The organism is Radiobacillus deserti, from assembly GCF_007301515.1.
Taxonomy (GTDB): domain Bacteria; phylum Bacillota; class Bacilli; order Bacillales; family Amphibacillaceae; genus Radiobacillus; species Radiobacillus deserti.
Map to the genome: position 1 here is coordinate 1,572,839 of NZ_CP041666.1, position 25,042 is coordinate 1,597,880.

General features: G+C 39.0%; 29 protein-coding genes. All 29 read left to right on the forward strand.

From position 1 onward, the window contains the following. The first annotated feature begins 17 nt into the window (after positions 1-17). The 29 genes from fliE to FN924_RS08455 all read left to right on the forward strand — a co-directional run bounded on the left by fliE (position 18) and on the right by FN924_RS08455 (position 25,023). Positions 18-323, forward strand: a complete 306-nt coding sequence (gene fliE / locus FN924_RS08315; RefSeq protein WP_143893488.1) for a flagellar hook-basal body complex protein FliE — start codon at positions 18-20, stop codon at positions 321-323. A gap of 41 nt (positions 324-364) precedes the next feature. Then, positions 365-1,972: a flagellar basal-body MS-ring/collar protein FliF gene (gene fliF / locus FN924_RS08320; RefSeq protein ID WP_143893490.1), complete on the forward strand. Its 1,608-nt coding sequence runs from the start codon at positions 365-367 to the stop codon at positions 1,970-1,972. A gap of 12 nt (positions 1,973-1,984) precedes the next feature. Then, complete coding sequence (gene fliG, locus FN924_RS08325) at positions 1,985-2,995, forward strand: flagellar motor switch protein FliG (RefSeq protein WP_143893492.1); 1,011 nt, start codon at positions 1,985-1,987, stop codon at positions 2,993-2,995. Then, entirely contained in the window at positions 2,988-3,746 is a 759-nt protein-coding gene (gene fliH, locus FN924_RS08330) for a flagellar assembly protein FliH (RefSeq protein WP_158633972.1), read from the forward strand. Before fliG ends, fliH begins: the two co-directional genes overlap by 8 nt. Next, positions 3,733-5,052, forward strand: a complete 1,320-nt coding sequence (gene fliI, locus FN924_RS08335) for a flagellar protein export ATPase FliI (protein ID WP_143893496.1) — start codon at positions 3,733-3,735, stop codon at positions 5,050-5,052. Before fliH ends, fliI begins: the two co-directional genes overlap by 14 nt. Further along, positions 5,052-5,495, forward strand: coding sequence for a flagellar export protein FliJ (fliJ, locus tag FN924_RS08340; RefSeq protein WP_143893498.1), 444 nt, complete (start codon positions 5,052-5,054; stop codon positions 5,493-5,495). Before fliI ends, fliJ begins: the two co-directional genes overlap by 1 nt. 4 nt (positions 5,496-5,499) lie before the next feature. Further along, complete coding sequence (locus FN924_RS08345) at positions 5,500-6,099, forward strand: MotE family protein (protein WP_158633973.1); 600 nt, start codon at positions 5,500-5,502, stop codon at positions 6,097-6,099. Positions 6,100-6,134: 35 nt separating this feature from the next. Further along, complete coding sequence (locus FN924_RS08350) at positions 6,135-7,577, forward strand: flagellar hook-length control protein FliK (protein ID WP_143893502.1); 1,443 nt, start codon at positions 6,135-6,137, stop codon at positions 7,575-7,577. Then, complete coding sequence (gene flgD, locus FN924_RS08355; protein ID WP_323368643.1) at positions 7,578-8,042, forward strand: flagellar hook assembly protein FlgD; 465 nt, start codon at positions 7,578-7,580, stop codon at positions 8,040-8,042. A 20-nt stretch (positions 8,043-8,062) separates the two neighbouring features. Beyond that, entirely contained in the window at positions 8,063-8,437 is a 375-nt protein-coding gene (locus FN924_RS08360) for a TIGR02530 family flagellar biosynthesis protein (RefSeq protein ID WP_143893504.1), read from the forward strand. Between the two features lie 86 nt (positions 8,438-8,523). Next, on the forward strand, positions 8,524-9,435 hold the full coding sequence (gene flgG, locus FN924_RS08365) for a flagellar basal body rod protein FlgG (protein WP_143893506.1): 912 nt from the start codon (positions 8,524-8,526) through the stop codon (positions 9,433-9,435). 79 nt (positions 9,436-9,514) lie between these two features. Then, a complete protein-coding gene (locus FN924_RS08370; protein WP_143893508.1) occupies positions 9,515-9,736 on the forward strand; it encodes a flagellar FlbD family protein in 222 nt (73 codons plus the stop codon). Continuing rightward, the gene (locus tag FN924_RS08375) at positions 9,726-10,154 is read left to right on the forward strand and encodes a flagellar basal body-associated FliL family protein (RefSeq protein WP_143893510.1); all 429 of its coding nucleotides are present in this window, start codon (positions 9,726-9,728) and stop codon (positions 10,152-10,154) included. The genes FN924_RS08370 and FN924_RS08375 overlap by 11 nt, the downstream gene beginning before the upstream one ends. Positions 10,155-10,184: 30 nt before the next feature. Continuing rightward, complete coding sequence (gene fliM / locus FN924_RS08380) at positions 10,185-11,186, forward strand: flagellar motor switch protein FliM (protein WP_143893512.1); 1,002 nt, start codon at positions 10,185-10,187, stop codon at positions 11,184-11,186. Further along, positions 11,176-12,336: a flagellar motor switch phosphatase FliY gene (gene fliY, locus FN924_RS08385; protein ID WP_143893514.1), complete on the forward strand. Its 1,161-nt coding sequence runs from the start codon at positions 11,176-11,178 to the stop codon at positions 12,334-12,336. Before fliM ends, fliY begins: the two co-directional genes overlap by 11 nt. Positions 12,337-12,369: 33 nt before the next feature. Further along, a complete protein-coding gene (locus FN924_RS08390; protein ID WP_143893516.1) occupies positions 12,370-12,732 on the forward strand; it encodes a chemotaxis protein CheY in 363 nt (120 codons plus the stop codon). An 18-nt stretch (positions 12,733-12,750) separates the two neighbouring features. Then, the gene (gene fliO, locus FN924_RS08395) at positions 12,751-13,425 is read left to right on the forward strand and encodes a flagellar biosynthetic protein FliO (RefSeq protein ID WP_143893518.1); all 675 of its coding nucleotides are present in this window, start codon (positions 12,751-12,753) and stop codon (positions 13,423-13,425) included. Then, positions 13,418-14,083 (forward strand): flagellar type III secretion system pore protein FliP, encoded by a 666-nt coding sequence (gene fliP / locus FN924_RS08400; RefSeq protein WP_143893520.1) that lies wholly within the window; start codon positions 13,418-13,420, stop codon positions 14,081-14,083. Before fliO ends, fliP begins: the two co-directional genes overlap by 8 nt. A 19-nt stretch (positions 14,084-14,102) precedes the next feature. Further along, positions 14,103-14,372, forward strand: a complete 270-nt coding sequence (gene fliQ, locus FN924_RS08405) for a flagellar biosynthesis protein FliQ (RefSeq protein ID WP_143893522.1) — start codon at positions 14,103-14,105, stop codon at positions 14,370-14,372. Positions 14,373-14,375: 3 nt separating this feature from the next. Continuing rightward, positions 14,376-15,155 carry a flagellar biosynthetic protein FliR gene (gene fliR, locus FN924_RS08410; protein ID WP_143893525.1) on the forward strand — a complete coding sequence of 260 codons (780 nt, stop codon included), beginning with the start codon at positions 14,376-14,378 and terminating at the stop codon, positions 15,153-15,155. Beyond that, the gene (gene flhB / locus FN924_RS08415) at positions 15,156-16,244 is read left to right on the forward strand and encodes a flagellar biosynthesis protein FlhB (RefSeq protein WP_143893527.1); all 1,089 of its coding nucleotides are present in this window, start codon (positions 15,156-15,158) and stop codon (positions 16,242-16,244) included. 12 nt (positions 16,245-16,256) lie between these two features. Further along, positions 16,257-18,293 (forward strand): flagellar biosynthesis protein FlhA, encoded by a 2,037-nt coding sequence (gene flhA / locus FN924_RS08420; protein WP_143893529.1) that lies wholly within the window; start codon positions 16,257-16,259, stop codon positions 18,291-18,293. After that, entirely contained in the window at positions 18,290-19,426 is a 1,137-nt protein-coding gene (gene flhF / locus FN924_RS08425) for a flagellar biosynthesis GTPase FlhF (protein ID WP_143893531.1), read from the forward strand. The genes flhA and flhF overlap by 4 nt, the downstream gene beginning before the upstream one ends. Continuing rightward, positions 19,419-20,282 (forward strand): MinD/ParA family protein, encoded by an 864-nt coding sequence (locus tag FN924_RS08430; protein ID WP_143893533.1) that lies wholly within the window; start codon positions 19,419-19,421, stop codon positions 20,280-20,282. Before flhF ends, FN924_RS08430 begins: the two co-directional genes overlap by 8 nt. Before the next feature lie 6 nt (positions 20,283-20,288). Continuing rightward, positions 20,289-21,362: a protein-glutamate methylesterase/protein-glutamine glutaminase gene (locus tag FN924_RS08435; RefSeq protein WP_143893535.1), complete on the forward strand. Its 1,074-nt coding sequence runs from the start codon at positions 20,289-20,291 to the stop codon at positions 21,360-21,362. Between the two features lies 1 nt (position 21,363). After that, positions 21,364-23,394 carry a chemotaxis protein CheA gene (locus tag FN924_RS08440; RefSeq protein WP_143893537.1) on the forward strand — a complete coding sequence of 677 codons (2,031 nt, stop codon included), beginning with the start codon at positions 21,364-21,366 and terminating at the stop codon, positions 23,392-23,394. Between the two features lie 27 nt (positions 23,395-23,421). Continuing rightward, positions 23,422-23,892, forward strand: coding sequence for a chemotaxis protein CheW (locus tag FN924_RS08445; RefSeq protein WP_143893539.1), 471 nt, complete (start codon positions 23,422-23,424; stop codon positions 23,890-23,892). A gap of 4 nt (positions 23,893-23,896) precedes the next feature. Next, on the forward strand, positions 23,897-24,526 hold the full coding sequence (locus FN924_RS08450) for a chemotaxis protein CheC (protein WP_143893541.1): 630 nt from the start codon (positions 23,897-23,899) through the stop codon (positions 24,524-24,526). Continuing rightward, the gene (locus FN924_RS08455; protein ID WP_143893543.1) at positions 24,526-25,023 is read left to right on the forward strand and encodes a chemotaxis protein CheD; all 498 of its coding nucleotides are present in this window, start codon (positions 24,526-24,528) and stop codon (positions 25,021-25,023) included. Before FN924_RS08450 ends, FN924_RS08455 begins: the two co-directional genes overlap by 1 nt. Positions 25,024-25,042: the final 19 nt, after the last annotated feature.

Genomic DNA, 25,042 nt, shown 5'->3' on the forward strand with positions numbered 1-25,042 from the left:
GGAGGGTAAGTAATCCAATGGAATTAACGAAGATAGGTTCCCTGCAAACACCAACGGTTCTATCTACAAACAACACTTCGTCTGTTTCTCCAGGTGAAGCTCAACAAAAATTCTCAACCACTTTGAAAAACGCGATTGATACACTTAATAGTTATCAAGTTCAATCAGATATGAAAACACAGGCTTTAGCAAAGGGAGAAATCAATGATTTGCATGATGTCATGATTACAGCTCAGAAATCTAGTATTGCATTACAAACAGCTGTAGAAGTACAACGAAAAGTAATCGACGCTTATACCGAAGTTATGAGAATGCAAGTCTAATATAGTTTAAATCTATTTGTTTTAATTGGCGGGGGCGAGAAATGAAACAGAATCTGAATGCAATAAAAGACAAATTATTAAGCTTTTGGTCTTCCAAATCAGGAAAACAGAAGCGTTTCATAATTGGAGCCATCATTGCAATCATCCTAGTTATCGGTATTTCTGGATTTTTTATGAATCGTACCAATATGGTTCCGCTATATAATAATTTGTCCCTTCAAGAGGTTGGACAAATTAAGGCAGAGCTTGATGCTAGATCCGTCCCATATGAACTAGATGGAGGCGGAACTACGATTCTGGTACCAGATGACCAAGTGGAATCTTTACTAGTGGATCTAGCATCGCAAGGTCTTCCAGACAGTGGAAATATAGATTATTCCTTCTTTAGTAAAAATGCATCATGGGGAATGACCGATAATGAGTTTAATTTGATAAAATTGGATGCTATGCAAACAGAGCTAGCAAACTTAATAAAAAGTGTAGAGGGTATTGAGGACGCAAAGGTTATGATTAATAAACCACAAGATCCAGTCTTTGTCAGCGATCAAGCAGAGGCAGCCTCGGCATCTATTGTTGTATCAACAAAGCCAGGCTATCAATTTGAACAGAGTCAAGTTGAGACTTTGTACCGCCTTGTTTCCAAAACTGTTCCAAACCTTCCTACAGAGAATATCGTCATCATGGACCAAAACTTTCAGTATTTTGATTTAGAAAATCCGACAACGACTGCTGGAAGTTCTGATGTTTATACGTATCAGCAAAATGTAAAAAACGATATTGAACGTGATATTCAACGACGTGTTCAACAAATGATTGGAATGATGGTAGGTCAAGATAAAGTTATCGCATCGGTAACAGCAGATATCGATTTTACACAAGAGAATCGGACAGAAGAGTTGGTTGAACCAGTTAACGAAGAAGATATGGAAGGTTTGCCAGTAAGTATTGAAACAATCAAAGAAACCTACACAGGTACACCACCAGCGGACGGAGTGGTAGGAGCTGGTGAAGAAGATGTTGCCAATTATCCAGCTGGAGAAGATGGAACAACTGGTGACTACGAAATGGTCAAAGAATCGATTAACAATGAGTTTAATCGCATTAAGAAGGATATCGTAGAGAGTCCTTATAAAATTAGAGATTTAGGTATTCAAGTAGCAGTAGATAAAACGAAATATCCAGCAGAAAATGGCGGAGAAGTTGAGCTTTTATCTGAGGAAGAACAATTAGCAGTTGAAGAAGGAATTTCTTCCATTCTAAATTCTATCATTACCACTTCTGTTGATGAAGGCTATGGCGAGGTGGTTCCGGAAGACAAAGTATCCATCGTTTTCCAAGAGTTCCAAGGTCAAGCTACACCTGACGTTCCAGCAACTGGAATCCCTACATGGGTTTATATTGCTGGTGGGGCTGCTTTATTAGTGATTGCAGGCTTGGTGATTTGGTTAATGAGGAGGAGAAGAGATAACACTGCAGAAGAAGAAGTTGCAGTAACAGACGTACCGTTGACAGAAGAATTTTCTGTTCCTGAAATGGAAAAGGGACAGGATTCAGAGTCAACTGTAAGAAGAAAGCAACTGGAGAAAATGGCAAAGGAAAAACCAGAGGATTTTGCCAAGCTTCTGAGAAGTTGGATAGCAGAAGATTAGGAGGCGCCCTTTATGGCTAGACAAACAAAACTTACCGGTAGACAAAAGGCCGCTATCCTACTTATTTCGATGGGGCCAGATGTTTCCGCTCAAATTTACAAGCATTTGTCAGAAGAAGAAATTGAGAAGCTCACTTTGGAGATATCATCGGTTAAAAAAGTAGATCCCGATCAAAAAGAGGATGTAGTGGAACAATTCCATCAAATTGCTCTTGCGCAAGATTATATAACCCAAGGTGGAATTAACTACGCCAAAACGGTATTAGAAAAGGCACTTGGAGAGCAGCAAGCGGTTAACATTATCAATCGGTTAACTTCTTCTCTTCAAGTAAAGCCTTTCGATTTTGCTCGTAAAGCAGAACCATCACAAATATTGAACTTTATTCAAAACGAGCATCCACAGACAATTGCACTTATTTTATCGTATTTAGATGCAACTCAATCAAGTCAGATTCTTTCTGAGCTACCACAAGAAATGCAAGCAGATATTGCTAGAAGAATAGCTCTGATGGATTCTACATCACCAGAAACGATTTTTGAAGTAGAACAAATATTAGAGCGAAAGCTATCTACTACTGTTACTCAGGATTACACACAAACGGGTGGGGTCCAAGCAGTGGTGGAAGTGTTAAATGGCGTTGACAGAAGTACAGAAAGAACAATCCTTGATGCGCTTGAAATTCAAGATCCAGAGCTTGCCGAAGAAATTAAGAAGAGAATGTTTGTCTTTGAAGATATCGTTACATTGGATAACAGAGCCATTCAACGTGTTATCCGTGATGTGGAAAACGACGATCTCAGACTTTCTCTAAAAGTGGCAAGCGAAGAAGTTCGAGAAGTATTATTCAAAAACATGTCAACAAGAATGGCAGAAACGTTCAAAGAAGAGATGGAATTCATGGGACCTGTTCGATTGCGTGATGTCGAGGAAGCTCAAAGTAGAATTGTTTCAGTAATTAGAAGATTAGAAGAAGTAGGCGAAATTGTAATTGCTCGTGGTGGAGGTGACGATATCATTGTCTAGTGTTTTTAAATATAGCCAGCCAGCCGCAAGTAAAGTAATTGGGATAAAGCCTATTACTTTCCAAAAGCCTTTAGAAGAGGTGGATGAGGAAGAAACAAAGCAAGCTATACAAGAAAAACTGGATCATGCCGTCACAGAATTAAATCGAGCAAAACAAGAAGCACAGGACATGTTAGATCAAGCACATCAAAAAATTCGAATCGAACAGCAGCAATGGGTAGAAGAAAGAGAACGCCTGAAAGAAGCCGCGAAAGAAGAAGGTTATCAAGAAGGTTTTCAATCAGGAGAGCAAGCAGGAAAACAAGAATATGCCATGCATATAGAACAAGCCAAGAACATTATTCAAACCGCGAAAGACGATGCGAAATCAACGGTACTACAGAGTGAAGAAACAATTCTACATTTAGGACTAAAAGTGGCAGAAAGAATACTACGTCATGAGGTAGAACAACCAGACCAATATTTAAGCATTGTCAAAGCTGTTCTTGATGAAGTGAAGGGCCAGATGAAAGTTGCGATTTATGCAAACCCAGATCAATATCCTCTTGTTTTATCTAATAAGGAAGAGCTAAAGAATATCGTTAAAGAGGATGTGGACTTAGCTATCTATCCAGATGAATCCTTATCGGTTGGGAGCTGTATCGTTGAATCTCCTTTCGGAAGAATCGATGCTGGAATAGAAAGTCAACTTCACGAGATTCGAAATAAACTCTTTGATATCGCGCAGGAGGTTGGTCGTGAACATAACTAAATACGTTGATAGATTAGAGCAAATAGACACGTATAAGCGATATGGAAAGATTCATAGAGTAATTGGGCTCATGATTGAATCTAAAGGACCAGAAGCTAGTGTAGGAGATGTTTGCTATATTCACCCCTCTTCAAGAGGGAGTGAGCCTATTATGGCAGAGGTTGTTGGGTTTAATGATGAAAAAGTTTTGTTAATGCCTTATGGACAGCTAAAAGATATCGGTCCGGGCTGCCTTGTTGAGGCAACCGGCCACCCGCTAACTATAAAAGTAGGAATGGGTATGATTGGTTCTGTTGTAGATCCGTTGGGTAAACCGTTAGATGGCTCTGCATTACCGAAGGGGCTTAGTCCTTATCCATCGGAGCAAACTCCTCCTAATCCGCTTGATCGTCCACCTATCCGTGAACCGATTCAAGTCGGTGTTAGAGCCATTGATAGCTTGCTTACAGTAGGAAAAGGTCAACGGATTGGAATCTTCGCTGGAAGTGGTGTTGGGAAAAGTACACTTCTAGGAATGATTGCCCGAAATAGTAGTGCGGATATTAATGTCATCGCACTAATTGGGGAACGGGGACGAGAGGTCCGTGAATTCTTGGAAAAAGACCTCGGAGACGAAGGACGTAAAAAGTCTATTATTGTTGTGGCGACTTCTGATCAACCAGCCCTTATGCGAATCAAAGGTGCTTATACGGCGACTGCTATTAGTGAATATTACAGGGATCAAGGCTATCAAGTGAACTTAATGATGGATTCCGTAACACGGGTTGCGATGGCACAGCGTGAAGTAGGACTTGCAACGGGAGAACCACCGACCACAAAGGGTTATACACCTTCTGTATTTGCTACCCTGCCTAAGCTGTTAGAACGAACTGGAACCAGCAAAGCAGGTACAATCACCGCGTTTTACACCGTGTTAGTAGACGGTGACGATATGAATGAGCCAATTGCGGATACTACACGTGGAATTCTAGATGGACACTTTGTGTTAGATCGAAAGCTTGCAGAGCAAGGACGCTTTCCGGCACTGAATGTTTTAAAGTCGATAAGTCGTGTAATGCCTCAAATAGCTGGTCCAGAACAAATGCAACTTGCCCAACGAATTCGAACCCTTCTAGCAACGTATGAGGACAACTATGAATTAATTCAAATTGGGGCATACAAGAAAGGTTCAAGTCGTGAGGTAGACGAAGCCATTCACTATTATCCCCGTATTATCGAATTTTTGAAACAAGGTACGGAAGAAGTAGTAACCATTGAAGAGGCGTATGAACAAATGATGGAGCTAGTAAATGGGAGTGGTCCATAATGGCGTTTATCCAAACATTTGAAAAGATATTACAAGTAAAAGAACGAGAAAAGAAGGAAGCTCAAAAAGCCTATAAGCAGTCCGTGGATAGCTTTGAAGAAGTAGCGACAAAGCTATATGAGCTTCTCCGAAAAAAAGAAGAAGCAGAGGAAAATTACCAAAGACAACTAGACAAGGCTGTATCGATCGATATGCTAGCTTCCCATTCTTCTTATATGGATAAGCTGCAGCAGGTCATTCAAGAAGTGCAGTACACTGTGAATGAAGCGAGACTTAATATGGAATCTTTTCAGCTGAAACTAACGGATGCGCATATTGAAGTGAAAAAGTTTGAAAAAATGATTGAAAATAAAAAGCAAAAACTATCCGAACAACTAAAACTGCAGGAAAACTCCTTTATGGATGAAATTTCTTTACAGCAGTATTCGGTTAGAAATAGGTGAGATTATGGCAAAAGCAGAATTACAAGAGAAAGAAAAAGCTGGTTTTCTCCAATGGCTCTTTATTATTATCATTCCTCTAGTCTTTGCAATTACATTAACTGGCATAATTATGACGATTGCAGGAGTGGATGTTCTAAACCAAGCCAAAAATATTGCCAATCATGTTCCAGGTCTTTCCTCTATTATTGATACAGAAGAAGAGGTCAAGCAAGCTACGGCTGAAAAGAGAGCGGAAGATAGTAAGGAGCAGGTTGAAACGGCAGTGGCAAGTAAGAATGAAGAAATAGAAGCACTAAAATCGAGCCTGCAAGAAAAAGAGGCAGAGGTTGATGAGCTGACACAGGAGGTAGCAAAGCTTTCTAGTCAGTTAGAAGAGCAAAATAAAACGAATGAGGAAGAACAGCAAAACGTCTTGAAAGATGTTTCTGCCTCCTTTGAAGGAATGGATCCAGAAGAAGCAGCACCCATCATCGCAAACCTAGAAGTGGCGACAGCGGTTCGAGTACTAAGAAATGTTCCGAGTGAAGAACGAGGATTAATCTTAGGTGCGATGGAACCAGAGCAGGCTGCAACCTTTACCACTGCATTATTAGCAGAAGAGTAATTCATTCCTAGGGTATTTGAAAGGAGGTGAAAATAATGAGTAACGGAATTGGGATTGTGGCACCAGTTGCAGTAGCGAACAAACCGACGCAAGCAACAAATCAAAAGTCCAATGATAAAGCAAAAGGTGAAGTAGTATTTGGACAAGTTCTTAGTAAGCAATCAGAGCAATCCAATGGGATAGAAACTTCAAGCAAACAAACAAAGCAATCCAATGCGACAGAAGCTTCAAGTAAACAGACAGGACAATCTGATACAAAGGAGAGTCTTGGAAAGCAATCACAGGTACAACAGAATACAACTGTTAAGGAAGCTAGTCTGTTCGGTAGTGTGGATAAATTAAAAGAAGTCGACATGAAACAGCTCATGGAAACACTAGAAGGCCTTCCTGAGGAGTTAATAGAAGTTGTTACAACCCTTTTAGAAAAATGGGGATTGGAATCTTCAGATGAAGCGGGAGAAGAAAACGTACTTCAACAGATTAATAAGTTGATAGAAGAACAACCTGACTTGAAGAATTTGGTAGTTGCCTTTCTTGGACAAATTGAGCAGACAACGGTTGTGAACGTGGAATCTAAATCTCTAGATTCAGATACAGTCGCTAAACTGAATGCGATGTTTGAGCAAGTAAAAGGATTACTGCAGCAGCTTTCTAGCCAAGGGGAAGTTCCAAAGGAAACGCAAATGAAGCTATTAAAACTTCTAGAACAATGGACTGCTGTTGAAAAACAAGCTGGACAGTCCGCTCAAAGCTTGTTAACAAATGAGTCTGGCCTGCAATCTAAAGAACAAACAATCTGGAGCAAGCTGTTAGACGCATATCAAAAGCGAGAAACATTTCAAGGTCAACAAAAGTATCAACAGTCTGCACAAGTCACGAGCAGTGATATTGGTAAATGGGTCAAACAATTGGTTAACTCCGTTGGAACAACTGCGGTTGATGATGTGAGTGCAGGACAAGCTCCTGTTGGTACAACACTAACAAACATGCCAATGAGTCAAGTTGAACAATATATCATTCATGTTGGTCAAGGAAACTCAGAGGAAACAGCAGAAACCAAATTACTTAATGAAATACAAAGAGTCTTGCAATCTAGTAAATTTCTATCCAAAAATAACAATTCACAGTTATTTTTGAAGCTACGACCAGAGCATCTCGGTGATATCTTAATAAAAATGACGCAATTAAACGGAGAAACGACTGTTAAGATTCTTGTTCAATCTCAAGCGGCGAAGGATATGCTTGAAAGTAACATGCATCAGTTAAAGCATATGTTTTCTCCTCAACAAGTCGTGGTTGAGAAACAAGAAGGATCTCTATTAAACCAGCAAAACAGTGATAATCCGAAGCAAAGTCTCCAAGAAGATCGACAGTCATCTGAAAATAAGCAATCGTCTTATGTAGCAGAGGACAGTCAAAATGAGGAAGAAGAATCTGGGATAAGCTTTAGTGATATTTTGATGAACGAGAAAGTGTAGGTGAGTCGATTGACAAAAATCGATCCAAATTTGTACTTAGCTAACCAGTCACGTGGAACGACAGGATCTGCACTTGGGAAAGACGAGTTTTTAAAAATTTTAATGGCTCAAATTAAAAACCAGGATCCTTTGAACCCGATGGAAGATAAAGAGTTCATCTCTCAGATGGCTACATTTTCATCTTTAGAGCAAATGATGAATATTTCTTCTGTCGTCACGAACTTGGCAAATAATCAGTCTATTGCCAACGTCATTCAGTTTAGCAACTTAATCGGTAAAGATGTTTCGTATGAAGTGATCGATGAAGAGACGGGACAAGTGAAAGAAACGAAAACAGGTACCGTAAAATCTGTGTTGCAAAGTGAAGGAAATATTTTATTAGAGCTTACAGATGGTTCTAAGATTAATGTAGGAAGTGTAACAAAGGTTACGCAAGAAGCAGCTGAAGAAGAAACAAACGAATAAGTAGAAGGAAGGTAATGTGCATGGATCATCGTATTCAGCAATTACAAACCCAGGCACTCCAACTTCCGAGACCTACGAAACAGTCACCAAAGGTTCCAACCGGTCAAACTACCGCGTTCAAAGATGTATTGCAGTCGGCACAAGGCTTAAAGGTTAGTAAACATGCGCAAGAAAGACTACAGCAAAGAAATATAACCATTGAACCGAGCCTTTGGCAAAAAATATCCGAGAAAGTGACAGAGGCAAAGCAAAAAGGAATTACAGAATCACTTGTAATCACGAACGATGCAGCACTTCTAGTTAGCACGAAAAATCATACGGTTGTGACCGCAATGGATCGGTCGGAAGTGGAAAGCAAGATTTTTACGAATATCAATGGTGCAATTTTATTGTAAACAGGCTGGACCCTTTAAGGGAGGCCAAATAGCTGTGGAATGAACGAAGCAGCTAGGACTAAAATCTGAAGGGAAGAATAAATGACATGTTACGTTCAATGTATGCTGGAGTTTCTGGTATGAGAGGATTTCAAACGAAATTAGATGTTATCGGGAATAACATCGCAAATGTGAGTACTTCTGGATTTAAAAAGGGACGGGTTACGTTCCAAGATATGATGAGTCAAACGATTTCTGGAGCAGAAGCACCTGTAGCTGGTGGAGTTCGTGGTGGGGTTAACCCAGCTCAAGTTGGTCTTGGTTCCCAAGTAGGGTCTATCGATAACATTCACACACAAGGGAATAGACAAACAACAAATCGCATGTTGGACTTTGCTCTTGAAGGCGATGGAATGTTTGTCATTGGAAATAACTTAGCATTAAATGCAACTTCCAATGAAGTTGACATGGATAACTCAACGATTACATTTACACGTGCTGGTAATTTCTATTTAGATGACGATGGATTTATTGTAGATGCGAATGGAAATTATTTGTTAGGTGCAGAAAATACTGCAGCAGATCAAGGTGGAAACGCAACCTATCAACTTGGTCGATTACAAATACCAGAAACTGCATCTAGTTTTAGTGTTCAAAGCGATGGTAAAGTAATGTACGTTGATGCGGACGGAAAAGTAAAAGAAGCTGGTCAAATTCGCTTAGCTAAGTTTTCTAACCCAGGTGGTTTAGAAAAAGCCGGAAATAATGCATTCCGTCTTACCGGAAACGCTGGTGTTAATACAGATGGGGATAACCAATTTAACGCTTTAGAAGACATGGTCATCCCACAACAAGACGGATCAGCTTCTGTAGTAGCTGGTGCCCTAGAAATGTCTAACGTAGACTTAGCGGAAGAATTCACAGAAATGATTACAGCACAGCGTGGTTTCCAAGCGAATACAAGAATTATCACAACTTCTGATGAAATCTTACAAGAGCTAGTAAATCTTAAGCGTTAAGCTTAGTGCATAAAACAGATAACCGATAGATCAACAAGAGGGAGGTGAGGAGCTAGGTCCGCCTAGCTCCCTCCATTTTATGATTAAGTTAACACGATTAAATGGTGATTCCTTCACCTTAAATGCGTTATATATTGAACAAATTCAATCTTTCCCTGATACGACAATTACCCTGACTTCCAGTAAGAAGTTAGTGGTCCGTGAATCTCAACAAGAAGTGGTTGAGTTGATTCAATTGTTCTATCGTAAGGTTGGTTTAACAGGTGTTATTAGTAAAGTAGGTGACGAAGATGAATCGTAAATTTTTGACTATTTTAATCTCCGTACTAGTCGTCCTTACAATAGTAGGAGCAGTTGCGGTTGTGCTTGTTCTAAACCTTACAGGGGACAAGGAAGAAGAAAAAGTTAAAGAACTAACCGCAGATGAAATGGCGGAGTACTCCTTTGAGGTTCCGGAAGTAACAACCGACTTGAAGGATGGAAGCTACCTAAAAATTCAATATCAAATCGTTGGAGATAGTAAAGAAGCCAAAGAAGAAATTGAGAAGCGTAGCTTTCAAATGAAAAATATAATGATAAAGCAATTATCACCTTTGACAGCGGATGACATTCAAAATAAGCTTTCAGAAATTGAGAAGAAATTGGTTGTTGAATTAAACAAAGTAATGGAAGAAGGAAAAATTGTAGACGTTTATACAATTAGTAAGGTTCTACAATAAAGATAGTACTCCTGATGGGGGTGAGAAACGTTGGCAGAGGATATTCTATCACAGAATGAAATAGACGCATTACTTTCCGCATTATCGACTGGGGAGATGGATGCAAATCAGCTAAAACAAGAAGAACAGGATCGAAAGGTACGAGTATATGATTTCAAACGGGCTCTTCGATTTTCTAAAGACCAAATTAGGAGCTTATCCAGAATTCATGAAAACTTTGCCCGATTATTGACGACGTACTTCTCGGCTCAGCTAAGAACGTATGTAAATATCTCAGTTGCGTCTGTTGACCAAATTCCGTATGAAGAATTTGTACGATCTGTTCCTAAGATGACAATTTTAAATATTTATAGTGTGGCTCCATTAGAAGGAAGAATAGTGATTGAATTCAATCCTAATATTGCGTATGCCATGATGGATCGTCAGCTTGGTGGACGAGGTGCAAGTGTAAACAAAGTTGAGAATTTAACCGAAATTGAAACAACGTTAATGACCTCTTTGTTTGAGCGAGCAATGGAGAATTTACAAGAAGCGTGGAGTTCTGTAACGGACATTACTCCGGTCTTAGAAGAGTTTGAAGTAAATACACAGTTTTTACAGCTTGTATCTCCGAATGAAACAGTAGTCGTTGTTTCCTTAAACACAACGATTGGTGAAAGTTCAGGGATGATTAATATTTGCATTCCACACGTAGTTTTGGAGCCCATTATTCCTAGACTATCCGTACATTATTGGATGCAAACAAAGAGTACTTCAATCAGTAAGCCAGAGGAATACAAAAACTTAACCAAGACAATCGAAAAAGCGAGTATGGATTTGAAGGTAGTATTAGGTGAATCAAGCATTTCCATGGAGGACCTTTTACATTTAAACCTTAATGATGTGATTATGTTAGATCAACCTATTGATCAGCCGTTATCGCTGCATGTTGGAAATCAAGCGAAATTTCGAGTTCAGCCTGGTAAGAAGAAAAGCAAGCTTGCAGTCCAAATTATTGAAGAAATAAAAGGAGGGACGGAAGATGACGAATGATGGAATGCTGTCTCAAGATGAAATTGATGCTCTTTTAAATGGTTCAGGAGATGAGTCAGAAGAAAACACAACTTCTTCAAATAACCCTCCGATTGACGATTATCTTTCGACAATGGAGCAGGATGCATTAGGAGAGATTGGAAACATTTCATTTGGAACATCAGCAACTACATTATCGACACTCCTTAACCAAAAAGTTGACATTACAACACCTGAAACATCCATGATTACGAAGGAAAACTTAATCAACGAATTTCCGCAACCCCATGTAGGGGTGGAGGTCACGTACACAGAGGGATTTCGGGGTACTAACGTTTTTGTTATAAAATCACATGACGCTGCTATTATTGCAGATCTTATGCTTGGTGGAGATGGAACAGCACCTGCAGATGAATTAAATGATATCCATTTAAGTGCTGTTCAAGAAGCGATGAATCAAATGATGGGAACAGCAGCAACAAGTATGTCGACTGTGTTTACGAAGAAAGTAGATATTTCCCCACCTTCCATCGCTATTTTAGATGGGGAAGAAAGCGAAGGTGCCAAACATCTAGAGCAAGAAGATGTGTATGTGAAAGTATCCTTCCAGCTTAAGATTGGTACATTAATAGATTCCAGCATCATGCAGTTATTACCAGTTTCTTTTGCGAAAGAATTGGTTGATCAACTGATGAACCCACCTCAAGAATTGACACAAGATAGTGCTGCACCTGAGTCTCCTAAGGAACAGGGTCAGACATATCAAAATTCTCCGTCTTCTGCTGCAGGACAATCTAGTAATCAAGTGCAGCAAGAGCCGAAGCATATTGGTGGTCATAGTATGGCAAACGCAAATGTACAAGCAGCCGAGTTCTCTTCGTTTGACCAAGTAGAACTGCCTGCGAAAGAACAACGAAACTTAGATTTGCTTTTAGATATTGGATTAAATGTAAAAGTAGAGCTTGGTAGAACCAAACGCTCTGTAAAAGACATTCTTGAATTATCTACTGGCTCCATTATCGAGTTGGACAAATTAGCTGGAGAACCTGTAGACATTCTTGTAAATGACAAACTAATTGCGAAGGGTGAGGTTGTCGTAATCGAGGAGAACTTTGGGGTTCGTGTAACAGATATCGTTAGTCAATCTGATAGACTTAGAAACTTAAAATAAACTAAACAATGTAGAAGTTAGGGGAGATTAAGGTTGGGTAAAAAAATATTAATCGTAGACGATGCAGCATTTATGAGAATGATGATTAAGGACATTTTGAGTAAGAATGGTTTTGAAGTAGTAGGGGAAGCCGAAAATGGGGCTCAAGCAGTAGAGAAGTTTAAAGAGTTGTCTCCGGACCTAGTAACAATGGATATTACAATGCCTGAGATGGATGGTATTACAGCATTAAAAGAAATTAAAGGACTTAGTGGAGAGGCAAAAGTTATCATGTGTTCTGCAATGGGTCAACAAGCAATGGTTATAGATGCAATTCAAGCCGGCGCTAAAGATTTCATCGTAAAACCATTCCAAGCGGATCGCGTACTAGAAGCCATCTCGAAAGCATTGGACTAATATAAAAGCGGTGAGCGTATGTTAAAAAAAATCATCTTGTGCTTTCTCTTATTCGTTTCTATTACGTCATTTGTCCAAGTGGAAGCTGCACCAAGTGTAACGGAATGTTTTAAAAACCCGGAGAAGTGTGACACGGACCAAGGGGATTCCGTGGAAGATAAAGAAGGGGAGCAGCAAGAAGATCAAGATGCCATAACAAACGTCCAAGATGAATCCGGTCAAGAATCAAATCTTTTCTTTACCTTTATAAAGCTGATTTTAGCTTTAGGATTTATCCTTGCACTTATTTATTTTCTTTTAAAGTTTATTAATAAACGAAATAAAATGTTTCAGAGAGTCCGAACATTAGAAAATTTAGGCGGTCTATCATTAGGTGCAAATAAATCGATGCAAATTGTTCGAATTGGAGAGAAAGTTTTTGTAGTTGGAGTGGGAGATAATATCGAGTTACTCACGGAGATTACAGATAAAGATACGCTCCAAGAATTGAAAAATAGTGAGGAGTCGTCCGTAAATCCAAGTAATTGGATTTCATCCTTGTTGAACACAACAAAAGACAAGAACGACCCTTCCGACTCATCGAAGAAAAGTGAGTTTCAACATGCGTTTCAAAACGAGCTATCGAAAGTGAAATCGATTCGAAACCAACTGATAGACCGACGAAATAATAGGAGCGAAGACAATCATGAATGAATTTATTGATATTTTTTCTGGCTCCGATCCTACCAATGTGTCGACGTCTGTCAAGCTTCTATTATTATTAACGGTTTTTTCTTTAGCACCAAGTATCTTAGTTCTAATGACATCTTTTACGAGGATTATTATCGTTCTGTCATTTGTAAGAACATCATTAGCGACGCAGCAAATGCCGCCGAATCAGGTGTTAATCGGTATAGCACTATTTCTAACCTTTTTCATTATGGCTCCTACCTTTAATGAGATAAATGATAACGCACTGACTCCGCTCTTTAACGAAGAAATTTCATTAGATGAAGCGTATGAGGAAGCAAGCGTTCCTTTAAAGGAATTTATGGCCAAGCATACGAGACAAAAGGATTTAGCTTTGTTTATGAACTATGCAGAAATGGAAAGACCTGAAACGATTCAAGACATTCCGATGACTACCCTGGTCCCTGCATTCGCTATAAGTGAATTGAAAACGGCATTTCAAATGGGATTTATGATTTTTATTCCATTTCTAGTAATAGATATGGCTGTTGCTAGTGTTCTAATGTCCATGGGGATGATGATGTTACCGCCAGTTATGATCTCCTTACCGTTTAAGATTTTACTCTTTATTTTAGTTGATGGCTGGTATCTAATCACACATTCTATATTAGAAGGATTTTAATTGGTGAAAGGGGATTGCCGTGACCGGAGAATTTGTTATTTCTTTAGCGGAACAAGGTATTTATACAGTTTTGATTATTACAGCCCCTGTTCTTATACTAGCCTTGGTAGTCGGATTGGTCGTAAGTATTTTCCAAGCAACTACGCAAATCCAGGAACAAACATTGGCTTTCATACCTAAGATTGTTGCTGTTCTAGTCGGTTTAGTGTTTTTTGGGCCATGGATGTTAACTAGGATGGTAGAATTCACATCTAATTTATTCGAAAACTTGAATAGGTTTGTTGGGTAAATCATGTTAGAGTTAATTGATTTTACGAAGTTTCCTGGGTTTTTATTGGTGTTTATGCGGGTCACTGCATTTTTTGTTACGGTACCTATTTTTTCCTATCGAAATGTACCTACCATTTTTAAAGTAGGCTTTAGCCTTTTTCTAGCTTGGATTATGTTCTATACGATTCCGATACCTGAAATCACATTTGATTACACCTTTTTGTTACTTGTGATGAAAGAGGCACTGATTGGATTATTGATTGGTCTTGTGGCATACATGATTATGGCTGCAATCCAGATCGCAGGAGGATTAATCGATTTTCAAATGGGTTTTGCGATTGCCAATGTCATGGATCCGCAAACCGGTGCCCAAAGTCCTTTGACAGGACAGTACTTTTATACGGTTGCTCTGCTATTTTTGTTAGCAGTAAATGGCCACCATTTACTCATTGATGGGATATTTTATAGTTATCAATTGGTTCCAATCGATAAAATGGTTGCTTTTGGAGATCAAGGGATTGCGGAGTTCGCCATGCAGACTATTAGTAAGCTTTTTATTATCGCTTTTCAAATGGCGATGCCAATCGTAGGTTGTTTATTTTTAGTAGATGTTGCACTTGGGATTGTAGCTCGTACCGTTCCACAACTTAATGTATTTGTAGTTGGATTGCCATTAAAAATTTTAGTGAGTTTTCTTTTACTCGTGGTGTCCATGGGTGTTTACTTTACACTTGTTCGGAGTCTGTTTGAATATGCGACAGAGTCCATGAGAGGATTAATGCTATTGTTTGGAGGTGCTTAGGTGGAACTTCGGTTAGATTTACAGTTTTTTGCTGGTGAGAAAACAGAAAAAGCAACTCCAAAAAAGCGCCAAGATGCTAGGAAAAAAGGGCAGGTTGCCAAGAGTCAAGAAATTAGTACTGCAATACTCTTAATTTTTGTTTTTTTCACGTTTATTGTTACCGGCGGTTATATGAAGGATACGATGTTAGCCTTTTTCCGAACTTCGTTTTCGGAATATATATTATTAGATCTAACTGAAAAAACCATTGAGCATATATTCGTAGAATCGACCATTGAAATCAGCAAAGCCATCGCTCCTGTAATGGGAATAGCGATGATTGCAGGAGTAGCCTCAAACCTAGCACAAGTTGGTTTCCTTTATACAACAGAACCATTGAAAGCAAAGTTAAGTAAGATTGATCCGATTCAAGGGGCGAAGCGTATTTTTTCCGTCCGTGCTTTAGTTGAACTCGTAAAATCGATATTGAAAATTTCAGTAGTAGGCAGTATAACGTTTGCGGTCCTATGGATGAATAAAGAAGAAATGATGCTTCTTTCCCATAAGGACGTCCAATCGGCTTTAGCGTTTTTTGGAAATATTACAATACAAATGGGGCTTGCAGCCTCCATTGCTTTACTCATATTAGCTGTTTTTGATTATGCTTATCAGAAATATGACCATGAAAAAAATCTTCGAATGTCCAAAAATGACATTAAGGATGAATATAAAAATATTGAAGGAAATCCACTAATTAAGTCGAAAATAAAAGAAAAACAAAGACAAATGGCCATGCGAAGAATGATGAGTGAAATTCCTCAAGCCGACGTGGTCATCACAAACCCTACTCACTATGCAGTAGCGATTAAGTATGATGAAGCAAAAGCAGATGCCCCTTATGTTGTTGCTAAGGGAGTCGATTATGTAGCTTTTCGAATACGAGAAGTTGCGAAAGCAAACGATGTAATGCTTGTAGAAAATCGTCCACTAGCAAGAGCATTATATGCACAGGTTGAAATTGATCAAGTGATTGGAGAAGATTTTTTCCAACAAGTTGCAGAGATCCTGGCCTATGTATATAGCATCGAACAAAAAACAAACAAGAGTTAGGAGGATTAAGGATTGAAGCTACGTGATATGTCCGTTCTATTAGCGGTTATTCTAATCGTTGCGATGCTTGTTGTACCTTTGCCTGGATGGATGCTATCTATCCTTATATTAATCAACATATCGCTAGCATTACTCGTGATTCTCGTTTCGATGAATACGAGCAGTGCGCTTGAATTATCTATCTTCCCTTCACTATTGCTCTTGCTTACTTTGTTTAGACTGGGATTGAATGTTTCTACAACAAGATCTATTCTTTCAGAAGCAGACGCGGGTGGAGTTGTAGAAACGTTTGGTACATTCGTAATTGGAGACAACCCTCTAGTAGGTTTTGTTGTTTTCTTAATTCTGATTATTATTCAATTTTTAGTTATTACGAAAGGTTCTGAGAGGGTATCAGAAGTTGCAGCTCGATTTACCCTTGATGCGATGCCTGGGAAACAAATGAGTATCGATGCTGATTTGAATGCTGGAATGATCTCGGAACATCAAGCGAAAGATCGACGTGAAAAAATTGAACAAGAAGCTGACTTTTACGGAGCTATGGATGGTGCAAGTAAATTCGTAAAAGGGGATGCAATTGCCGGAATAATTATTGTCCTTATAAATATTATTTTTGGATTAATAATTGGAATGGTCCAAATGGATATGGGCTTTCAAGAAGCAATTACGACCTATATGCAGTTAACCGTAGGAGATGGACTGGTAAGTCAGATACCAGCCTTACTGATTTCGACCGCAACAGGTATTGTAGTTACGAGGGTTACAACAGAAGGAAACTTAGGTAGTGACATTACGAAGCAGCTTTTTCAGTTTCCGAAATTGCTTTACATTGCGGCAGGAACCATTTTCTTACTAGGATTAACGCCGATTAACTTTTTCTTGACCACATCCATTGCAGCTGTTTTAGCATTTGGTGGATACTGGCTATCTAGAGTCCCAGAAGTTCAGGAACTACCTACTGAATCAGAAGAAGAGGAAGAAGCGAGTGAACAGATGAAGTCTTCTGAGAACGTTGTTGGGTTGTTGAGCATGGATCCGATTGAGTTTGAATTTGGGTATGCACTGATTCCATTAGCGGATACGAACCAAGGAGGAGACTTATTAGACCGAATTGTCATGATTCGTCGCCAACTAGCAATTGAATTAGGAATTGTAATACCAGTTGTAAGAATACGAGATAATATTCAACTTAATCCGAATGAATATCGTTTGAAAGTAAAAGGAAACGAAGTAGCAAAAGGGGAGCTTTTGTTAGATCATTTCTTAGCAATGAGCCCAGGCTCGGAGGATGATTTATTAGAAGGGATTGAAACGGTAGAACCTGCGTTCGGATTACCGGCAAAATGGATTACGGAAGAGTTAAAGGATGAAGCAGAGTTATCCGGCTACACGGTAGTAGATCCGCCATCTGTTGTTTCTACACATATTACAGAAGTAATTAAACGATATTCGCACATGCTATTAGGAAGACAAGAAACGAAGCAATTAATCGATCATTTAAAAGAATCATATCCGATTCTAGTCGAAGAAGTCACACCAGATCCGTTATCAATTGGGGATATTCAGAAGGTTTTAGCGAAGCTATTGAGAGAAAACGTATCAATTCGAAACTTACCAGTTATTTTCGAAACATTAGCTGACTTTGGAAAAATGACAAATGATTCCGATTTGTTAGCAGAATATGCGAGACAGGCACTATCTGCTCAAATTACGCAACAATATGTATCGGAGGATAATGGTTCCTTAAAAGTGATTACGATGTCAGCAAGTGTAGAGAAACTAATTGCAGACCATATACAGCAGACGGAGCATGGAAGCTATTTATCCTTGGATCCAGATTCCCAGCAATTAATTATGAGGTCTGTATCAGAGAGTGTAGAACAATTGTCCTTACAACAAGAAACACCAATCGTCCTTTGTTCCCCAGCTATTCGAATGTATGTAAAACAATTATTAGATCGCTTTTTACCGCAAGTCGTTGTCTTGTCTTATAACGAATTAGAGCCGAACTTAGAAGTCCAAAGCGTAGGAGTGGTGAATGTCGCATGAAGGTAAAAAAATTTACTGCACCAACCATGCCTGAAGTGATGAATCAAATACGGAAAGACTTAGGGGCCGACGCGGTTATTCTTAATTCCAAAGTAGTCCTAAGAGGAGGTTTCTTAGGACTCTTTAAAAAACGAAACGTCGAGGTTATAGCTGCTCTTGATCCTGCACCAAAGAAGCCAAAAGAAGAGCCGAAGCCCGCTCCTTCAGCTGTTCCTCCAGAAATAAAGAGAAGTGAACCTGTTGTCCGACAGCAACCGATTAAATCTATTCCAAAAGATGATTTAGTTCTTAAAGAAATTAAAGAATTAAAAGCATGGGTAGCGAAGCACGGGACACAACCTTCTTCCTATCCTGAGCCGGTTCAGCATTATTATGATCACTTATTAGATCAGGAAGTGCATGAAGAAATCGCAAAAGAAATTATGGATATCGTGATGGAGGAGTATAACGAGAACCAATCCAATAACGTTAGACCACTTGTAATGAAAGGGATTCGAGCGAAGTTGGCAAAACAGCCATTTGGCAAAGAAGATTCGAATCAACAGTTTATTCATTTCGTCGGACCGACAGGTGTTGGAAAAACGACGACCATTGCTAAGATTGCTGCAGATCAAGTGTTAAATCAAAAAAAGAAAGTTGCTTTGATTACGATGGATACCTATCGTATCGCAGCTATTGACCAACTAAGAACCTACTCCAAGATTTTAGAAGTGCCATTGGAAATCGCTTATTCATTAGCGGATTACCAGGAAGCAAGGAAAAAGTTCTCTGATTATGATCTAGTACTAGTTGATACAGCAGGCCGTAATTTTAAAGATCCTGCCTATATTCAGCAATTAAAAGAAATACACGATGTGGAGAGAGATTTCGATACCTACCTTGTACTGTCTCTTACAACTAGATCCAAAGATCTACATGAACTGGTAAGCCAATTCATGAATATACCGATTAAACAACTTATCTTTACCAAAAAGGATGAAACCTCCGTATATGGAGCCATTCTGAATCTCTCTACAACGTATGGAATAGGAGTAGCTTATCTTACCAATGGGCAGGACGTGCCAGATGATATTGAGGAATCATCCGTTTCAAAAATTTGTGAAATGATAGTTGGTGAAGGAAAAGATGAGTGATCAAGCAGCTGAGCTAAGAAAACGAATTGACAGCTTGCGTTCTATCAAGCAAGCCAAAACTATTGCCATCATAAGTGGAAAAGGTGGCGTTGGAAAGTCAAATTTTGCTCTAAATTTCTCTCTTGCTCTATCACAAAAAGAGAAGAAAGTTTTAATATTTGATCTAGATATAGGGATGGGAAATATTGATATTCTGTTAGGGGTTTCCGCCAAATATTCAATTGTGAATCTGTTCGATGAACACCTTTCTATCCATGACATCATAGAGCAGGGTCCACACAACCTATCCTATATTGCAGCTGGTTCTGGCCTATCTGATATTTTTTCTATGGACGAAGAGAAATTTCAATATTTCTTAGAGGAACTTAAGCAACTGATTAATGGTTATGACTTCATTATTTTTGATATGGGGGCAGGGGTAACAGAAGGTAGCATGTATTTTATGCTCGCTGCTGATGAATGTTTTGTCGTTACTACACCTGAACCGACCTCCTTAACCGATGCGTATGCTATTATTAAACATATCACACAGAAAAACCGTGATGTGAACCTTCGATTACTTGTCAATCGGGCACTTAATCATAAAAATGGGTTAAATACAATGAATCGAATGCAGCATGTCATTAAACGATTTTTAAATGTACAAATAAACCCATTAGGTATTTTACCAGACGATAGGACGGTTAGTGAGGCTGTAATTAGTCAAGTTCCTTTTCTTTTATTTGATCAAAAGTCTTCCGTTGCAAGAGCAATAACCCAAATCGCCGATCAATACACTGGACAAGACATCAATATTGAGAAAAAGGTACCATCTTTCTTCTTATCAAAACTTAGAAAACTCATCAAAGAGAGGTAGACGCTGATGGAGACTATAAAAGTATTGGTGGTGGATGATTCTGCATTTATGAGGAAAATGATTTCCAATATTCTAAATGCAGATTCCCGGATTAATGTGGTAGGGATTGCACCGAATGGGCAAGAGGCATTGGCGAAAATTCATCTATTAAAACCAGATGTCATAACGCTAGATGTTGAAATGCCTATTATGGACGGAATTTCTACCTTAAAGAAAATAATGACAGACTTTCCAATTCCAGTTGTGATGCTGTCCAGCCTAACATCTAAAGGTGCGGATAAAACGTTGCAAGCTATTTCTTTAGGGGCAGTTGATTTTATCCAAAAACCATCTGGATCTATTTCATTGGATATACAAAAAATAGAACAAGAAATTCAGTCTAAGGTGTTTGCGGCAGCAAGTGCGAATGTGAATCCCGTTATACCGAAAGAAAATCCGAAGAGAGTGGAAATAACCATTCGCCCACATCCTATCGGTACGCATCATAAGGTCATTGTAGGAATTGGAACATCAACGGGTGGACCTAGAGCTTTGCAAAGAGTACTGACACAGTTGCCTAAAGATTTTCCAGCTCCGATTGTTGTAGTCCAACATATGCCACCAGGCTTTACAAAGTCATTGGCGGATAGACTTAATACGTTATCTGATATACAAGTAAAAGAAGCTCAGAATGGAGAGCGCTTAGAAAATGGAGTAGCATACATAGCGCCAGGAGGCTTCCATTTACGCGTTAGAAAAATTGGCTCGACGTTAGCTGCTCATCTTGCTCAGGACGAACCTAGAAGCGGTCACCGTCCTTCGGTTGATACGCTATTTGAATCCTTGGCAGAGCAGAACACATATAAAATCATTTCCGTCATTATGACAGGAATGGGAGCAGATGGCTCAAATGGCTTGAAGCTCATTAAGCAAAAACATCCTTCATCTATTTCGATAGCTGAATCAGCAAAGACTTCTGTCGTCTATGGAATGCCACAAGCGGCTTTCAAGACGAATTTAGTGGATTATGTTGAGGATGTAGATGCAATAAGTCCTAGTTTAGTTCAACTAATAGAGAAAGTAATGAGGAGGAACCAGTGATATGAATGAATACCTCGAGGTTTTTATCGAAGAAAGTAAAGAACACATCCAAGCATTAAATGATAATCTTTTAGTTTTAGAGAAAAATCCAACGGACATTGGTATGGTAAACGAGATTTTCCGTTCTGCCCATACATTAAAAGGAATGTCAGCAACCATGGGATACCAAGACCTTGCAAATCTGACGCATAAGCTGGAAAACGTTTTGGATGCGGTTCGAAATAATCAACTCAAAGTTAGTTCCGAAATGCTGGATGTGGTCTTTGAAGCGGTTGATCATTTAGAAGAGATGGTTATGGATATTGCTTCTGGAGGAGAAGGTAAACGAAACGTGGAAACAGTAGTGACAAAGCTTCAAGCAATCGAAGCTGGGGAAGATATCAGCAACGCATCTTCTACCCAAAAGGAAGTAGTTCCATCCTCTACGCAATCAGGTTCCGAACTTTCTTCTTCCTTAGATGAATTTGAACTAGCTGTACTGAAGGAATCAGAAGAAAAGAACTTTAACATTTTCGAACTTAACGTCAGTCTCCGTGAAGATTGTATGTTAAAAGCCGCCAGAGTATATATGGTATTTGAGATTCTTGAACAAGAAGGGGAAGTTATTAAATCCAATCCGTTAGTTCAAGATTTGGAAGAAGAGAATTTTGAACAAAGCTTTTCTGTTCTATTAGTGTCAAAAACGGACGCGGAAGTTCTTCGACAAAAGGTATTAAAAGTATCTGAAATTGAGGAAGTATTGGTTCAACCATTCTCCCTTGCTGATATTAGCGCGAAGCAACAAGCACCACAAACTTCATCAACAAATGGCACACCTACTTCCAATGAAAGTGCAACTAATAATGCATCTTCAAGTGCAAAGGAGTCGGGAAATGTCAAAATAGGGAATAAAACGATTCGTGTAAACATTGATCGCTTGGATGCCCTAATGAATTTATTCGAAGAGCTTGTTATTGACCGAGGTCGCTTAGAACAAATCTCCTTGAATCTAAAACATAACGAACTGCAAGAAACAGTTGAAAGAATGTCGAGAATCTCTGGCGATCTACAAAATATCATTTTAAATATGAGAATGGTACCGATTGATCAAGTATTCAATCGATTCCCGAGAATGGTTCGTCAACTTGCTAAAGATTTAGGGAAACAAATCAACCTTGAGATTATTGGTGCGGAAACCGAATTAGATCGTACAGTAATTGATGAAATCGGGGATCCGCTTGTACACTTAATTCGAAATTCCCTAGATCATGGTGTTGAAACGCCAGAAACACGTACTGCAAAAGGAAAGCCTGCTGAGGGATCCTTAACGCTAAAGGCTTATCATAGTGGAAATCATGTATTTATCGAAATTACGGATGATGGTGCGGGTATTAATAAGGAAAAAGTTATTAATAAAGCAATATCAAACGGTATTATTAAAGAAGAACAAGCAAGTTCATTAACGGACCAACAAGTATTTGAGCTAATCATGGCAAGTGGGTTCTCCACAGCTGACAAGATCTCGGATGTATCTGGTCGAGGAGTAGGACTAGACGTTGTGAAAAATACCATTGAGTCATTAGGTGGTACAATTACGATCGAGTCTGAACAAGATAAAGGGTCTGTATTTTCTATCCAGTTACCGTTAACATTATCTATCATTTCCGTACTCTTAGTGGAAGTGCAAAAAGAAAAATATGCAGTACCATTATCCTCGATTATCGAGACAGTTGTTGTTCACAAAGATGATATAATGCAAGCCCATAAGAAGAGTGTCATAGACTTCAGAGGAAAAGTGGTTCCACTAATTCCATTGGAGCACGTTTTCCAAGTACCAGAACAGCTTAAACAAGACGATTATTATTCTATTGTAATTGTTCGTAAGGGAGAAAAAATGGCTGGTCTGATTGTAGATAGCTTCATCGGTCAGCAAGAGGTTGTGCTAAAATCCCTTGGTGAATATTTATCTGACGTATTTGCTATTTCTGGTGCTACAATTCTTGGAGATGGACAAGTTGCGTTAATTATTGATAGTAATGCATTAGTGAAGTAAGCCCAATTGGATGAGGAGGAAAAGAGAATGAGTGAGCAAATCCAGCAAGAATTCAAATCTATCGTATTTCAATTGCAAGATGAAGAGTATGCAATCCCGGTTCAACAAGTAGGATCTATTGAAAGAATGCAACATATTACAAGAGTTCCACAAACTGCGGAATTCGTGAAGGGTGTTATCAACCTTCGTGGAGTAATTACTCCAATTATCGATTTACGTAAACGATTTGAAATGGATGCAGCAGAGTTTACTGACAGTACAAGAATTATCATCGTCTATATGAATGAGTTAGAAGTAGGATTAATTGTAGATGCTGCTTATGATGTAATTGACATCCCGACGGAACAAGTCGAGCCAACACCTGAAGTAATAGGTACCGTAAATGTGGATTACATTGAGGGAGTAGCAAAAATCGACTCTCGTCTATTAATATTGCTCGATATGGAGAAAGTATTAGCTACGGATGAGATTGAACAATTAAAATCGATAGAAGGATAACAACATGTCGTTTTTAGAAAATTTATCGAGTTATCAGCTAGATATTTTGAAAGAAATAGGGAACATTGGTTCTGGTAATGCGGCAACGGCATTGTCGAAATTGTTACAACGTAAAGTGGATATGACTACTCCTTCTGTTAAAGTTGTCAGCTTTGATGAAGTGATGGATTTAGTAGGTGGACCGGATAAATTAATTGTATCTGTATTCCTCCGCATTCAAGGAGAAGCACCTGGAAGTATGTTTTTTGTACTTGCACCAGATGAAGCAGAACAGTTTGTTCGACAGGTAACAGGTCTGAAGAAATTTTCCTTTGAGGAATATCCTATTGATGAACTCGGCTTATCTGCTTTACACGAAGTAGGAAACATTCTTTCTGGATCCTATTTATCTGCATTATCTGACTTTACAAAAATCAATATGCAACCTTCTGTACCATCTTTAAATATGGATATGGCTGGCGCGATTTTGTCTGAAGGGTTAATGGAGCTTTCCGTGGAAAGTGATTATGCCATTATTATCGATACAACCATATCCGAAGACGGGGAAAAAAGTAGTGTGAATGGACACTTCTTTTTGTTACCGGACCCCGAGTCATTCCGTAAAATCTTCAAAGCTTTAGGTGTGGAAGATTAATGAGTATGACTAGTAATGTTGTGAAGGTAGGCATTGCGGATTTGAAAATCACACGAGCACCAGAGATATTAAGAACTTCCGGTTTAGGTTCTTGTGTCGGTGTGGTTGTATTCGACCATTCTCAACGAATTGCTGGAATGTCCCATGTCATGCTACCAGATTCACACCTATCTAAACGAGATGACTTAAATGAAATGAAGTATGCAGATACGGCAATTGATTTGCTTATCGACAGTCTATTACACGATGGTGCAAGAGCATATGCTTTAAAAGCGAAAATCGCTGGAGGGGCACAGATGTTTTCGTTTTCTACATCAAATGATTTATTGCGAGTGGGCCATCGGAATATTGAAGCTGTCAAACAACGATTAAGTCATCATCGTATTCCAATCATTGCTGAAGATGTCGGAGGCAATAGTGGAAGAACGATTGAATTTTTCCCAGACACCGGAATATTAAAAGTCAGAACGGTTAATATGGGAGAAAAGGAAATCTAACCAATTATATATGAGTAAG